At 41.6% G+C, this 298-nt stretch carries 1 pseudogene; it reads right to left on the minus strand.

Annotated features, from left to right (window positions below):
* Positions 1–298: pseudogene (locus C1E99_RS14430) on the minus strand (galactokinase); the annotation flags it as partial.

A 298-nucleotide genomic window follows, 5' to 3' on the forward strand; every position in this document is an offset into this window, starting at 1 on the left:
TTGGTATCCAGATAAATGGCACGCTGGTCTGCTCCCATACCGATAGCAAACTGGTCCATGATACCAGAATTGACACCGATAAAGTGATTTTCCGTTTGTTTCCCAATTTTTACCAAATCAAGGCGAGTCAATTCTAGACCATACAATTCTTCTGCGATGATGCCAATCAAGAGTTCCAGAGAAGCTGATGATGACAAGCCTGAACCATTTGGAATGTTACCGTAAACAAAGACTTCCATACCTGTATCAATGCTATGTCCTGCTTCTTGCAAGAACTTAAGAACACCTTTGGCATAGA

Source organism: Streptococcus suis (genome assembly GCF_002964045.1).
Classification (GTDB): domain Bacteria; phylum Bacillota; class Bacilli; order Lactobacillales; family Streptococcaceae; genus Streptococcus; species Streptococcus suis_U.